Origin of the sequence: Rhizobium sp. NPDC090279, from assembly GCF_044769665.1 — a bacterium.
Classification (GTDB): domain Bacteria; phylum Pseudomonadota; class Alphaproteobacteria; order Rhizobiales; family Rhizobiaceae; genus Rhizobium.
Genome location: NZ_JBIVYI010000002.1, coordinates 106,984 through 120,595 on the forward strand (window position 1 = coordinate 106,984; position 13,612 = coordinate 120,595).

Annotated in this window: 12 protein-coding genes; 7 read left to right on the forward strand and 5 right to left on the reverse strand. The window is 60.9% G+C overall.

Annotation, left to right across the window (positions count from 1 at the left end; translation table 11 throughout):
* Positions 1 to 289 precede the first annotated feature (289 nt).
* Positions 290 to 700 carry a hypothetical protein gene (locus ACIQWP_RS04635; protein WP_402782950.1) on the forward strand — a complete coding sequence of 137 codons (411 nt, stop codon included), beginning with the start codon at positions 290 to 292 and terminating at the stop codon, positions 698 to 700.
* 36 nt (positions 701 to 736) lie between these two features.
* Here ACIQWP_RS04635 and ACIQWP_RS04640 read toward each other — a convergent pair whose 3' ends face one another.
* From ACIQWP_RS04640 to ACIQWP_RS04650, 3 genes are all read right to left on the reverse strand, one after another.
* The gene (locus ACIQWP_RS04640) at positions 737 to 1,480 is read right to left on the reverse strand and encodes a TerC family protein (protein ID WP_402782952.1); all 744 of its coding nucleotides are present in this window, start codon (positions 1,478 to 1,480) and stop codon (positions 737 to 739) included.
* A gap of 132 nt (positions 1,481 to 1,612) precedes the next feature.
* The gene (locus ACIQWP_RS04645) at positions 1,613 to 2,452 is read right to left on the reverse strand and encodes a GyrI-like domain-containing protein (RefSeq protein ID WP_402782954.1); all 840 of its coding nucleotides are present in this window, start codon (positions 2,450 to 2,452) and stop codon (positions 1,613 to 1,615) included.
* 116 nt (positions 2,453 to 2,568) lie between these two features.
* Positions 2,569 to 3,249: a TetR/AcrR family transcriptional regulator gene (locus ACIQWP_RS04650; protein WP_402782956.1), complete on the reverse strand. Its 681-nt coding sequence runs from the start codon at positions 3,247 to 3,249 to the stop codon at positions 2,569 to 2,571.
* A 172-nt stretch (positions 3,250 to 3,421) separates the two neighbouring features.
* Between ACIQWP_RS04650 and ACIQWP_RS04655 the strand changes: the two genes are divergently transcribed.
* From ACIQWP_RS04655 to xylA, 5 genes are all read left to right on the forward strand, one after another.
* On the forward strand, positions 3,422 to 4,642 hold the full coding sequence (locus ACIQWP_RS04655; RefSeq protein ID WP_402782958.1) for an HlyD family secretion protein: 1,221 nt from the start codon (positions 3,422 to 3,424) through the stop codon (positions 4,640 to 4,642).
* Between the two features lie 26 nt (positions 4,643 to 4,668).
* Positions 4,669 to 6,282, forward strand: a complete 1,614-nt coding sequence (locus tag ACIQWP_RS04660; protein WP_402782960.1) for a DHA2 family efflux MFS transporter permease subunit — start codon at positions 4,669 to 4,671, stop codon at positions 6,280 to 6,282.
* Positions 6,283 to 6,433: 151 nt separating this feature from the next.
* Positions 6,434 to 7,459, forward strand: a complete 1,026-nt coding sequence (locus ACIQWP_RS04665) for a LacI family DNA-binding transcriptional regulator (protein ID WP_402782962.1) — start codon at positions 6,434 to 6,436, stop codon at positions 7,457 to 7,459.
* A 37-nt stretch (positions 7,460 to 7,496) separates the two neighbouring features.
* Positions 7,497 to 8,954, forward strand: coding sequence for a xylulokinase (gene xylB, locus ACIQWP_RS04670; protein ID WP_402782964.1), 1,458 nt, complete (start codon positions 7,497 to 7,499; stop codon positions 8,952 to 8,954).
* Between the two features lie 160 nt (positions 8,955 to 9,114).
* Positions 9,115 to 10,425 carry a xylose isomerase gene (xylA, locus tag ACIQWP_RS04675; RefSeq protein ID WP_402782966.1) on the forward strand — a complete coding sequence of 437 codons (1,311 nt, stop codon included), beginning with the start codon at positions 9,115 to 9,117 and terminating at the stop codon, positions 10,423 to 10,425.
* A gap of 40 nt (positions 10,426 to 10,465) precedes the next feature.
* Here xylA and ACIQWP_RS04680 read toward each other — a convergent pair whose 3' ends face one another.
* Both ACIQWP_RS04680 and ACIQWP_RS04685 read right to left on the reverse strand, forming a co-directional pair.
* Positions 10,466 to 10,822 (reverse strand): VOC family protein, encoded by a 357-nt coding sequence (locus ACIQWP_RS04680; protein WP_402782968.1) that lies wholly within the window; start codon positions 10,820 to 10,822, stop codon positions 10,466 to 10,468.
* 12 nt (positions 10,823 to 10,834) lie between these two features.
* Entirely contained in the window at positions 10,835 to 11,860 is a 1,026-nt protein-coding gene (locus ACIQWP_RS04685) for a LacI family DNA-binding transcriptional regulator (RefSeq protein WP_402782970.1), read from the reverse strand.
* Positions 11,861 to 12,027: 167 nt separating this feature from the next.
* Here ACIQWP_RS04685 and ACIQWP_RS04690 point away from each other — a divergent pair, with 167 nt between their 5' ends.
* A complete protein-coding gene (locus tag ACIQWP_RS04690) occupies positions 12,028 to 13,551 on the forward strand; it encodes a sugar ABC transporter ATP-binding protein (protein ID WP_402782972.1) in 1,524 nt (507 codons plus the stop codon).
* Positions 13,552 to 13,612: the final 61 nt, after the last annotated feature.

The following is a 13,612-nucleotide window of genomic DNA, read 5'->3' on the forward strand; positions in this document are numbered from 1 at the left end:
ATCAGGAAACCGGCCGGAAAAGGGCGTCTTGCCGCTTCTGTCAGCGTTTTCCGTATGGCTGGCCTTAGGCCATATTCAAGGGATGGCGTCAAGGGAAACTGCGCCGCAACGGCGGGTCGAGATGCCAAGGACGTCATGCTGCATCGAAAAGAGCCGACTGCGCGAATTCACGAGTCTTCTTTACCCTTCGTAAGGGCTTCGGGAGAAAAGCCTTACGCTTGCCCAATTTGATTTGCAATTTTCGCGGCAGTGACGAAATAGGGCTTCAATCGTTCACCGCGGGGATACAATGAAGAAATTGATTTTGAGCTTGTTATTGGCGGTCTCGATGGTCGACGTCGCTGCGGCCCAGTCGACCATCACGCGCGACAGTTCCGCCAGCCTGATCGAATCCTACCGCGCCTATATCGGCAATGACGATCTCTACAATTCCAAAGGCGAGCGGTTGACGCTGCCCTGGCAGATCATCCGCCAGGATCGCGCCAACTATCACGCCTACCGCCGCCGCGACCGTGGCGACCAGGGCGATAGCTTCTTCTCGCTGCCATCAAATCGTCAGAAGCTCGAAGCCATGCTGGCGAGCGGCAATATCGCCGACGATGCCGGAAACCTCATCGTTCGCGGCAACGTCCGGATCAAGGTCGATATTTACGGACGCGGCGACATCGGCGAGTGGGTCGACGTACACGTCCAGGATTGAGAAGGCCGCACCCGCTCCAGGATGCGGATTTCGTCGTCAATGGCCGCCGGATGCCTTTTTCCGACGGTTGCGCACCATCATGTTGAGCACTTCCACGAGGGCCGAGAAGGCCATGGCGGCGTAGATGTAGCCCTTGGGAACGTGGACGCCCATGCCTTCGGCGATCAGCGTCGTGCCGATCATCAGCAGGAAGGCCAGAGCCAACATGACGATGCTGGGGTTCTTTTCGATGAAATTGGCGAGCGGGTTTGCGGCGACCAGCATCACCGTGACTGCCGCGATGACGGCGACGAACATGATCGGCAGATGCGGCGTCATGCCGACGGCGGTGATGATGCTGTCGACCGAGAAGACCAGGTCGAGCAGCAGGATCTGGCCGATCGCCGCGGCAAAGGTCGATGTCGTCGACTTGGCGATGAAATCCTCGCCCTGTTCCTGCGGGTCGACGTTGTGATGGATCTCCTTCGTCGCCTTCCAGACCAGGAAGAGGCCACCGCCGATCAGGATCATGTCCTTCCAGGAGAAGCCCTGGCCGAACAGTTCGAAGACCGGCTGGGTGAGCTGCACGATCCAGGCGACAGTTCCGAGCAGGGCAAGGCGCATGACGAGGGCGAGGCCGATGCCGATCTTACGGGCCCTGTCGCGATGTTCGGGCGGCAGCTTGTTGGTGAGGATCGAGATGAAGATGAGGTTGTCGATGCCGAGAACCACCTCCATGACGACAAGTGTTACGAGCGCCACCCACGCACCCGGGTCCTGTATCAGCCCCATAATTTCCATTGACGACGTCCCCTTTTGTCAGCATTCGCCGATGCTGACCCCCAGCCCCGGCCTCTCCAGAATGGCCGTAATGTAAGGAGCGCCATGGTTCGTACAAGCGGTGCCGCCATTTTCATGGCGGCGGGCGCGAGTTTAGGCGTTCAGAGGTATCCAGATCTCGGTCACGCCCGTGCCGGTGCGCGGATCGAAGCGGTCGTCGTAGCGTTCCATCATGTCCGGGGTGCTGGCGTGCTGTTGGCCGGATTGCGGCAGCCATTCGCCGAAGATCTGATGCACGGTGGCGGAAATGCCTGATATATGGCCGCGATGCATGAAGATCGCGTAGCGCTGCTGCGGCAGTTTGATCGTCACGAAACCTTCGGGCAGTTCGTCGGTGGTTGAGACTTCGGCTGCTGACATGTAGCGAAAGCCCTCGCTGCCTTCGTCCGCCTGGGTGCAGACGCCATAGGCGACATTGCCGATCTGGCCGGGAATATGGCCGAAATGCTGATTGAATTTCTGCCAGAGCGATGGGATCGCCTGCGTGGCTTCATAGGCATAGGTTTCAGCAAAGCCGGCGAGCAGCATTGCGGGGTGGGTCTCGAAGCGCGGGGCGTCGAGCTTGGGAAGGCGGGTGTCGTCCATTCTGATCGGCTCCTGTAGAGCGAGGTTGCGAACGTGCCCCTGTTTGCGCAGGCTTTCCGGCGTCATGCCGAACTGCTCGCGAAAGGCACGGGTGAAGGCCTCGTGCGAGCCGTAGCCGGCATCGAGGGCAACCTGGAGAATGGTCGAAGAGCTGTCGATGAGTGCGAGAGCCGCTCCGCTGAGGCGGCGGCTCCTGATATAGCCGCTGATCGAGTGGCCTGTCGTCATGCCGAAGACCCGCGACAGATGATAGCGTGACAGCCCGGCCGTCTCGGCAATCTCGTCGAGCGAGATGTCGGACGCAAAATGGCTTTCAATGAACCATATGGCTCTTCCGATTGCGCTCACTGTCTACTCCCCTGGTTGCCGGATCACTCATAGGCCGCCGGCAGCCGCAGCGCTTGATCGTCGTTGCGGAGTTGGATCGCTATCCGCCCACAGGCGAAAGGGGAAGGCTATGCGTGCTAATCCTTGCGATCCGGACCGTAACCGGCCAGGAAAACGCGTACGGCACCGCGAACGACATAATCGATCTCATCCTTCGACGGAGGCTCGTCCATGTCGCCGAACAGCCGCAGCTTGAAATAGCCGCCGCTGGCCATTTCGAGAAAATGGCGGGCCGCCATGTCGAAATCGTCGATTTTGAGGTGGCCGGCTGCGACCTGGCGCTCAAGGAAGCCGCGCAGCACCGTGCGCAGGTTTTCCGGGCCGGTGAAGAAGCGCTGACAGAGCGACGGCATACGCTCGCGCACGCCGATGACCGTGCGCATGGCGCTGATGGTCTTGTCCGATGTGACATGCGTCACGAACACCACGCCGAAATCATAAAGCGACGTCGTGACATCCGCCTCGTCGGAGAGCGCCGTGCGCACCAGATTGACGAAATAGGTACGCTCGCTCTCCATCATCGCGGCAAACAAGTCTTCCTTGTTGGCGAAATAGACATAGAGAGTGCCCTTGGAGACGCCCGCTTCACGGGTCACGTCGTTCATGCTCGCCGCATCGAAGCCCATCTTCATAAAGACACGCTTGGCGCCTTCCAGAATTTGCTGGCGCTTGACCGGGTCCTCGCCAGCTGCCCAACGTCCACCGGAGCCTGGTGCGGGCGCGTTCAATATGGCGGCATTTTGCGATTCGTGTTTCATCGTCTCCTTCATTCGATCCATTCGATCACTTTTTCTGATTCTTAAACAGATTCGCCAAATAAATCGAACCGCTCAGTTCGATATCTCTTGATATGGAATGAAAAAGGCTCTATGTCAATTGAACCGAACCGTTCGGTTCGATTATTTTACCCAGATTTTCGGTGGTAGGGCAATGTCGTCAAGTCATGGAAACAATGTAGCGCGCATCGTGGATGAGTCCGCTGATGCAGAAGCGGAAGCGCCGGAAGTCGGTGCATCTGTGAGTGCTCCCGCTGCCGAAACACGAAGCAATCCGGCTCCCACCCAGGCTGCGCCTGCATCTCCGGTTCCCGCGGCCCCACCGCCTCCGGCAAAGAAGCGGCGCAGCCTGGTGCTTCCCATTGTTATCGTCGCGGCGCTCGCAGCCGGCGGCTGGTATGGTTATGACTGGTGGACGAACGGCCGCTTCATGGTCTCCACCGACGACGCCTATATCGGCGGCGATATCGCCACGATCTCGCCGAAGGTGACGGGTTATGTCGCCAAGGTAAACGTCGTCGCCAACCAGCAGGTCAAGGCCGGCGACGTGCTCGCAACGCTCGATGACGGCGACTACAAGCTGGCGCTGGGACAGGCTCAGGCCTCGCTCGACACCGAACAGCTGTCGCTCCACACCATCGACGCACAGATCGCTGCCGGCCAGGCAGCCCTTGCCCAGTCGCAGGCGCAGAAGGTTGCCCTGGAAGCCACGGTCCGCGGCGCCCAGATCACCCAGACGCGCGCTGCTGAACTGCAAGCCAAGTCGGTCGGCACCACGGCCTCCTTGGATAGCGCCAATATCGCGCTTGATCAGGCCAAGGCCAATCTGGTCGGCGGCGACGCCGCCATCGCATCCGCTCAGGCGAACATCAACCTGCTGCAGGCACAGCGCCGGCAGGCCGAGAGCACGATCAAGGGCCTGGAGGCCGCTCGTGACAAGGCTGCCCGCGACCTGTCCTTCACCGTGCTGAAGGCGCCTTATGACGGTATCGTTGGCAATCGTTCCGTTCAGGAAGGCGATCTCGTCTCTCCCGGCCAGAAGCTGATGGCGATCGTGCCGATCCGCCAGCTCTATATCGATGCAAATTTCAAGGAAACGCAGATCCAGCATCTGGTTCCCGGTTCCAAGGTCAATATCCACGTCGATGCCTACAGCGACCATCCGATCGTCGGCACCGTCGAATCGATCTCGCCAGCGTCCGGTTCGGTCTTCTCGCTGCTGCCGCCGGAAAATGCTACGGGTAACTTCACCAAGATCATCCAGCGGGTGCCTGTCCGCATCGCATTGCCGCAGGATGCGCTCAACTCCGGTCGTCTGCGCGCAGGCCTCAGCGTCGTCGTCGACGTCGATACCCGCACGGCGCCGGACAAGTAAGCGATCAAGCTCGGGAGAGACGCGCCATGTCGTCCGCCAGCACTACTGCAGGGTCGCCTCCACGGGCGGCCGGTCCTGCCGCGCCACCGGCAGCGGATCATATCGAGACGAAGAAACTCATCGCCTTCCTGGCGATGGTGCTCGGCATGTTCATGTCGATCCTCGACATTCAGATCGTGTCTGCCTCGCTCAGCGAAATCCAGGCCGGCCTCAGCGCCGGCTCGGATGAGATCGGCTGGGTGCAGACAGCCTATCTGATCGCCGAAGTCATCATGATCCCGCTGTCGGGAACGCTGGCGCGCATCATCTCGACGCGCTACCTGTTCGCGATCTCGGCCGCCGGCTTCACGGCGGCGAGCGCGCTCGCTGCGACCGCCACGAATATCGACCAGATGATCATCTACCGCGCCCTTCAGGGCTTCATCGGCGGCGGCATGATCCCCTCGGTCTTTGCGGCGGCATTCACCATTTTTCCGCCATCGAAGCGCAACGTCGTCTCGCCTATCATCGGCCTGATCGCCACGCTCGCGCCAACCATCGGCCCGACGGTCGGTGGCTATCTCTCCAATGCGTTCTCGTGGCACTGGCTGTTCCTGGTCAACATCCCGCCTGGCATCATCGTTGCCATCGTCACCTGGAACTACATCGATTTCGACAAGCCCGAACTGTCGCTGTTCAAGAAATTCGACTGGTGGGGCCTGATCTCGATGGGCGTTTTTCTCGGTGCGCTCGAATATGTGCTCGAGGAAGGCAACACGAACGACTGGTTCAACGACAATTACATCGTTGCCGGTGCTATCGCTTCCGCCATCGGTGCGGTGATCTTCTTCTACCGCGCCTTTACGGTCGAATTCCCCGTGGTTGATCTCAGGGCCTTCACGAACAAGAACTTCTCTTTCGGGTCGATGTTCTCCTTCGTCATGGGCATCGGTCTCTACGGCCTGACCTATATCTATCCGCTCTATCTCGCACGCATTCGCGGCTACGATTCGCTGCAGATCGGCGAGACGATGTTCGTGTCCGGCCTCACCATGTTCTTCACGGCACCGCTTGCCGGCTTCCTGTCGAGCAAGGTCGACCTGCGCATTCTGATGATTATCGGCTTCACCAGCTTCTCGGCCGGTACCTACATCATGATGCACCTGACGGTGGACTGGGATTTCTGGGAGCTTTTGATCCCGCAGATCCTGCGCGGCTTCGGCCTGATGCTCTGCATGGTGCCGATCAACAACATCGCGCTCGGAACCATGCCGCCCGCCCGCATGCGCGGTGCATCCGGCCTGTTCAACCTGACGCGTAACCTCGGCGGCGCCGTCGGTCTTGCGATCATCAACACGCTTTTGACGAACCGGCAGGACCAGCATTATTTCAACCTGCGCGACCATATTCATTGGGGTAGCCATGCCGCCGTCACCCAGCTGAACAACATGGCCGCCAACTTCAATGCAGCCGGTCTCGATGGCGAACAGGCTGCGCTGAAACAGATGGTCAACATGGCAACGCAGCAGGCGATCGTCATGTCCTTCAGCGATATCTTCCTGATGCTGACCGTGCTGTTCCTGGCGATGATCCTCGGTGTCCTGATGCTGAGCAAGCCCAACGTGCCCGGCAGCGGAGGCGGTGGCGGCGGAGGCCACTGATCCAGCTCCCATAATAATGCTCCCAAGGCATGGCCTCTCCTCGCGAGGGGCCTTTTTTATTTCCAAAGGAACGAACGGAAAAATGCATGGCCGGAAATTTTTGATTTACGTACATCAGAAATCGCAGTAAGGATTTCATCAGGAGGAGCCGATGAGACCGACCGTGCATGACATCGCCGCTGCCGCGGGCGTCAGCCTCGCCACCGTGGACCGTGTACTGAACCAGCGGCCGGGTGTGCGGCTGGTGACGCGGGAGAAGGTGGAGGAGGCCATCCGCCAGATCGGCTATATCCGCGATGTCGCTGCCGCAAACCTGGCCAAGGGCCGCGTCTATCCCCTCGTTTTCATCGTGCCGACCGGCGACAATTCGTTCATGCACGGCCTGCGTTCCGAGGTGCATCAGGCGACCTTGCGTGCGGGCATGGAGCGCACCGATATCCGCATCATCGAGGTGCCGCCCTTTGATGTGTCGGCCCTGGTTGCGGCGCTCGATGGATTGCAGGGGCAGAATATCGCCGGCGTCGCCCTGGTGGCGACCGATGCGCCGGAGGTGCGGGCCGCAGTCGCCCGGCTTGTGTCCGAACGCATTCCGGTCGTCACGCTGGTTTCCGATCTCACCGATTCCGCTAGGCATCACTATGCCGGTATCGACAATATCGCAGCGGGACGCACGGCAGCCCGGCTGCTCGGACGTTTCCTCGGTGGTCGTGAAGGCAATATCACCGTTCTTGCCGGCTCCATGCTGGTGCGCGACCATCGCGAGCGGTTGCAGGGCTTCTCGGCCGTGATGGCGGAGGAGTTTCCGAAGCTGCGGCTGCTGCCGGTGCTGGAAGGGCGTGATGATCCGGAGCTTGCCGGGTCGCTCGTGTCCAAGGCGCTTTCCGCAGGCAAGGACATTATCGGCATTTACAGCCTGGGCGCCGGTAACCGAGGGCTGATCGGCGCACTGAAGGCGGTCAGGCCGGCGCGCGAGCTGACGGTGGTCGTGCATGAGCTGACGCAGCATACGCGCGCGGCGCTGGTGGATGGCACGATCGATGCCGTTCTCAATCAGGATGCCGGCCATGAGGTGCGCAGCGCCATCCGCGTCATGAAGGCGACGGCCGACGGCCAGGCGGTCATTGCCGATCAGGAACGCATCCGCCTCGACATTTTCTTGAAGGACAATCTGCCCTGAGCATTTGAACGCGGCAGAGCATAGGGAGTAATATCTGATGTATTTGGGTCTCGATCTCGGAACGTCCGGCGTCAAGGCGATGCTGATCGACGGCAATCAGAAGATCATCGGTTCCGCGCATGGCGACCTCGATGTATCGCGTCCGCATCCCGGCTGGTCGGAACAGGACCCGGCGCACTGGGTCCGCGCGAGCGAAGAAGCCGTGGCCGGGCTAAAGGCGGCGCATCCGAAGGAACTGGCCGCCGTTCGCGGCATCGGGCTTTCCGGCCAGATGCATGGCGCGACGCTGCTCGATGCCGATGACAAGGTGCTGCGCCCCTGCATTCTCTGGAACGACACCCGCAGCTATCATGAGGCCGCCGCGCTTGATGCCGATCCACGCTTCCGCGCGCTGACCGGCAACATCGTCTTCCCCGGCTTCACGGCACCGAAGCTTGCATGGGTTGCCAAGCATGAGCCTGACGTTTTTGCCAGGGTGCGGTGGGTGCTGTTGCCGAAGGATTATCTGCGCCTGTGGCTGACCGGCGAGCACATGTCGGAAATGTCCGATTCCGCCGGCACCTCCTGGCTCGATACTGGCAAGCGCAAATGGTCTTCCGAGCTGCTGGCGGCGACCAATCTCGATGAGAAGCAGATGCCGACGCTGGTCGAGGGCACAGAGGTTGCCGGCAAGCTGCGCGGCGAGCTGGCCTCGAAATGGGGAATTACCGGCGATGTCGTCGTCGCTGGCGGGGCAGGGGACAATGCGGCCTCGGCCTGCGGCATGGGCACGGTCAGCCATGGCGCCGCCTTCGTTTCTCTCGGGACGTCGGGCGTGCTGTTTGCCGCCAACGGCTCCTATCTGCCGAAGCCGGAAAGCGCCGTGCATGCCTTCTGCCATGCGCTGCCGAATACCTGGCATCAGATGGGCGTCATCCTGTCGGCGACCGATGCGCTGAACTGGCATTCCGGCGTGACAGGCAAATCCGCCGCGGACCTCACAGGCGAGCTGGGCGAAACGCTGAAGGCGCCGTCCAGCGTTACCTTCCTTCCCTATCTCTCCGGCGAACGCACGCCGCACAATGACGCAACGATCCGCGGCGCCTTCATCGGTCTCGGCCATGAAAGCGGCCGCGCGGTGCTGACACAGGCCGTGCTCGAAGGCGTGTCCTTCGCCATCCGCGACAATCTTGAAGCTTTGCGGTCAGCCGGCACCGATATTGCGCGCGTCACCGCCATCGGCGGCGGCTCTCGCTCTCGCTACTGGCTGGCCTCGATCGCGACTGCGCTCGGCGTGCCTGTCGACCTGCCGGCCGACGGCGATTTCGGGGCTGCCTTCGGTGCTGCGCGTCTCGGCCTGATTGCGGCGACCGGCGCCGATCCGGTCGCCGTCTGCACGCCTCCGCAGACAGCCGGTACGATCGATCCCGTGGCGTCGCTGACGGATGCCTATGCGGATGCCTATAAGCGCTATCGGGCCGTTTATCCGGCGATCAAGCCGCTGAGTGCGGCCTGATCCCCTCACCCTGCCCTCTCCCCGAGGGGAGAGGGTGATACCGAGCTTGCAGTCGCCCATACCTTCTCCCCTCGGGGAGAAGGTGGCCCGAAGGGTCGGATGAGGGGGCGTCACAAGCGCGAACAACAATACGAAAATATAGAACCCAAGGAGACAGACTATGAGCACCGGATTTTTCGGCGATATCAGCAAGGTAAAATACGAAGGCCCTGACAGCACCAATCCGCTGGCCTTCCGTCACTACAACAAGGACGAGGTCGTTGCCGGCAAGCGCATGGAAGACCATCTGCGGTTTGCCGTGGCCTATTGGCACACCTTCACCTGGCCGGGCGGCGATCCCTTCGGCGGCCAGACCTTCCTTCGACCCTGGTTCAACGAGACGATGGAAGCCGCCAAGCTGAAGGCCGATGTCGCCTTCGAATTCTTCTCGCTGCTTGGTTCGCCCTACTACTGCTTCCACGATGCCGACGTGCGTCCGGAAGGCAAGAATTTCGCCGAGAACACCCGGAACCTCAACGAGATCGTCGACTACTTCGCCCAGAAGCAGGCCGAAACCGGCGTAAAGCTGCTCTGGGGCACGGCGAACCTCTTCTCCAACCGCCGCTTCATGTCGGGCGCTGCCACCAATCCCGATCCGGATGTCTTCGCCTTTTCGGCTGCGACCGTGAAGACCTGCATGGATGCGACCCATAAGCTCGGCGGCGAGAACTACGTGCTCTGGGGCGGCCGCGAAGGCTATGAGACGCTGCTCAATACCGACCTGTCGCGCGAACTGGACCAGATGGGCCGCTTCCTCAACCTCGTGGTCGAATACAAGCACAAGATTGGCTTCAAGGGCACGATCCTGATCGAGCCGAAGCCGCAGGAGCCGACCAAGCACCAGTACGACTATGATGTTGCGACCGTTTACGGCTTCCTGAAGAAGAACGGCCTTGAAAACGAAGTGAAGGTCAACATCGAGCAGGGCCATGCGATCCTCGCCGGCCATTCCTTCGAGCACGAGCTGGCGCTCGCCAACACGCTCGGCATCTTCGGCTCGATCGACATGAACCGCAATGACTACCAGTCCGGCTGGGATACCGACCAGTTCCCGAACAACGTCCCGGAAATGACGCTGGCCTACTACCAGGTTCTGGCCGGCGGCGGCTTCAAGAACGGCGGCACGAACTTCGACGCCAAGCTGCGCCGTCAGTCGCTCGATCCGGCAGACCTGCTGATCGGCCATATCGGCGGCATGGATTGCTGCGCCCGCGGCCTGAAGGCTGCCGCCAAGATGATCGAGGACAAGGCGCTCTCCAAGCCGCTCGCCGACCGCTACGCCGGCTGGGATTCGGCCGAAGGGCAGAAGCTGCTGCGCGGTGAATATTCGCTCGATCAGATCGCGCAATGGGTCGAAGCCAAGGATATCAATCCGCAGCCGAAGTCCGGCAAGCAGGAACTGCTTGAGAATATCGTCAATCGTTACGTTTGATCGATGACATCCGGGAGGTGGCTATTCGTCGCCTTCCGGGCTACTGCCTGAATGCGCGGCTCGAAATCGCTATAGGGTTTCCAGAGGGATCTTTGGCATTGGCGAATACATAGCCGTCGGCTTGATGCAAAGGCCCGAATTCAAGGCCATCGCCGGCGCATTTGGCGCGGAAGGCTTCGACATGCTCGACATCGAAGACCAGTTTCACCAGCACCTGGCCCATCTTCTGGGCCTTCCCTGCCGGATGGATCATCAGATTGGCGCCACCATCCTGCGCCAGCAGCTCGATAATCCGATCGCCCTCCAGTCGGAGCGCCTTGAACCCAAAATGTTTCTCGTAGAAATCGATCGTCGCCTCCACATCGCGGACATAGAGGACGATCCTACCGAGCGGCATGGCTGCGCTTCCTTATCGCCTGATACGCGACGGCGCCGAGACCGAATTGCGCACCACCAGATCCGGCAGCAGCAGAATTTCCGTCTCCGTCGGCTGGCCATCCGACAGGAGTTCGAGCAGCAGGGCCATGGCATGCTTGCCGATGGCAGTGCGCGGCTGGCGTATCGTCGTCAGCGACGGCGTCATGAAGACGGCTTGCGGCACGTCGTCGAAGCCGGTCACCGAAAAATCTCCGGGAATGTCGTAGCCGCGTGTCTTGAGGCCAATCATCACCCCGATTGCCGTCTGATCGTTGACGCACATGAAGGCTGTCGGCAGCGTGTCGCGCATGAAAAGCTGCTCGACGGCCAGCCGCCCGCTCTCGATGGTGCCGTCGCCATCGAAAACGATACGGAGATCGGCGCCGATTTCGGCGGCGTCCATTCCGGCCTCGTAGCCCATGCGCCGCCGGCTATAGGCAAGGCGGGTGCGGGAATCGCCGATGAAGGCGATCTTGCGGTGGCCTTCGGCAATCAGGAGGTCGACGGCCTTGCGGGCGCCGGCGATATCGTCGACACCGACATAGGGAATGCCGCCGTTGAAGACCGGCTCGAACACGCCGACGCTCGGCGGCAACCGCGCCGTCATCGTCTGATGTCCGAAAGGCAATATGCCGGTAAACAGGATCAATCCCGCTGCCTGGTTGGAATTCAGAAATTTCAGATATTCCAGCCCGCGCTGGGCGTCATTCTGCGTGTGACCGATGAGGATGCCATAGCCATGCGCCCGTGCCTCGTTCTCCAGGCCGATAAGGATATTGGAGAAATTGGGGTCGCCGATGTCGGGCGCGACCACGAGAATCATGTTCGAGCGGCCGAGCCTGAGGCTGCGCGCCATGGCATTGGTCGTATAGCCGGTGACGGCAATTGCCTGATTGACCTTCAGCCGTGTCGAATTGGCGACTTTCTCCGGCATATGGATTGCGCGGGAGACCGTTGCGATCGAAACATTGGCAATTCGGGCGACGTCTTCGATGGTTGCGGGCGTGGAATTCGACACTGCGCTCTGCCTTGGGTCTCGTCTCGCACCGGACACTACACAGACTTCCGTGCAGGTCAAAGGCGACCGGGAAGAATTGTGCAATATCCAATGATGTAAACCTTTACACCTATTATGTAAAGGTTTACACAGCTTTCAAAGCGGGTGGAGCCGCAAGGGAGGATGCAATGAATTCGGAGGACGTCGACAGTGCTGTTGTGCTGTCCGCGAGGCGAATCTGTAAGTCCTTCAATGGCGTGCAGGTCCTGTTCAGCGTCAATTTCGATCTCCGGGCCGGCGAAATCCATGCGCTGATGGGCGAAAATGGTGCTGGCAAGTCGACGCTCGTCAAGGTTCTCTCGGGTTTCGAACAGCCCAGTTCCGGCGAGATCCTGCTTGATGGCAAGCCGGTGAAGCTGCCGCCGAATGGCGCCGCCGAGGCGCTCGGCATCGTCATCATCCACCAGGAATTCAATCTCGCCGAACATCTGACCGTGACCGAGAGCCTGTTCCTCGGCCGCGAAGTCACGCGGTTCGGCGTGCTTGACCGGAAGCACATGCGGGCGGAGACGCGGCGCGTGCTCGATCTGCTGGGGTCGCACGTCGACGAGAACGCGATGATCAGCGCCCTTTCCGTCGCCGACAAGCAGATGGTCGAGATCGCCAAGGCGATCAGCCGCGATGCGCGAATCGTCTTCATGGACGAGCCGACCGCCGTGCTGTCGCGTGAGGAAACCAATTTTCTGTTCAGGCAGGTGCGAAAGCTTCGCGATCAGGGAACGAGCTTCGTGTTCGTGTCGCACAAGCTCGACGAAGTCATGGAGCTGACGGACCGGGTGACGGTCCTGCGCGACGGGCAATGGGTGAAGACATCGCCGACCTCGCTGCTGGATGGCGAATCCATTGCGCAATTGATGGTCGGGCGTGAACTCTCCAGCCTCTATCCGGCCAAGAACGAGCCCGATGTCGATGAAAAGGTCGTGCTCGCTGTCAATTCCATCTCGACAGGCTATGTCCGCGATGCGAGCTTTGAGCTGCGCAAGGGCGAGATATTGGGCTTTTCGGGCATGATCGGCTCCGGTCGCACCGAGCTGATGGAGGCGATCGTCGGCCTGCGCTCGCGGGCTGCCGGCGAGGTCGTTGCCAATGGGCAACCCGTGCCTGCGCATGACGTGCATGCCGCGATCGATGCCGGCCTTGCCTATATGACCAAGGATCGCAAGTCGAAGGGCCTGCTTCTGAACTCGGGCATGACGGCGAACCTGACCCTGCAATCCCTCGATCGGCACGGCAGGTTCGGTTATCTCAGCGCCGCCAGCGAAGCGAATGCGCTCACGCGCGCGCGCCGCCGTTTCGATATCCGTGTGCGCGACGGCAATATCGTTGCGGGCCGCATGTCGGGCGGCAACCAGCAGAAGCTGTTGTTGGCAAAGGTCATGGAGACCGAGCCGCAGATCATCATCATCGACGAGCCGACCCGCGGCATCGATGTCGGTACGAAGCAGCAGATCTATCATTTCATCTCGGCGCTGGCGCGCGACGGGCATTCGATCATCGTTGTCTCTTCGGAGATGCCTGAGGTCATCGGGCTGTGTACGCGGGTGGCCGTGATGCGCGAGGGACGGATCGTCGGCATGCTCGAAGGCGACGAAATCTCCGAACAGGAGATCATGCGTTATGCGGCGGGCCTGAAGAAAAAGACGGCTGCCTGAACGGGCGGCGAAGGCAAGGGCGAATTCCCAAGCAATAATGGGACGGGAGGTTGGTTTTGGA